Source organism: Microtetraspora sp. AC03309 (assembly GCF_020826795.1).
Classification (GTDB): Bacteria; Actinomycetota; Actinomycetes; order Streptosporangiales; family Streptosporangiaceae; genus Microtetraspora; species Microtetraspora glauca.
Genome location: NZ_JADDIL010000646.1, coordinates 1 through 380 on the forward strand (window position 1 = coordinate 1; position 380 = coordinate 380).

The 380-nt window shown below is 66.1% G+C and carries 1 protein-coding gene; it reads left to right on the forward strand.

The window, feature by feature from the left end:
- Positions 1-196, forward strand: a 196-nt coding sequence (locus IMZ11_RS44760) for a hypothetical protein (protein ID WP_228649903.1), incomplete at its 5' end; no start/stop codon positions are given.
- Positions 197-380 lie beyond the last annotated feature (184 nt).

Consider the following 380-nt stretch of genomic DNA (forward strand, 5'->3'; position numbering starts at 1 on the left):
TTCGGGCATCGGGCGTGAGGCCGTCACGGCGACGCTGGCCTGGGCTGGGCATCCTGCGGCGAAGTGTTGGATCGCGTTCGTCGACGTGGACAATCCCGCCGCGTTCAGTTTCTTCTCCGCGATCGGCTGGCGCCACGAGGGCCTCGATGACGGCATGCACCGGTTCTGCCGTGAGATTGAGGCACCCCGGCGCTGACCCGTGTCGCGGATTCGCGCGGCGGCCCGACGGTGGTAGACAAGGGACATGGAGATCCTGGCCAGCCGGATGTTGATCCGGCCGGTCGACTATCCGAAGTCGGTCGAGTTCTATCGTGACCGGATAGGTCTGGCCATCGCCCGCGAATACGGTGCCGGCACAGTCTTTTACGCCGGCCAGTCGC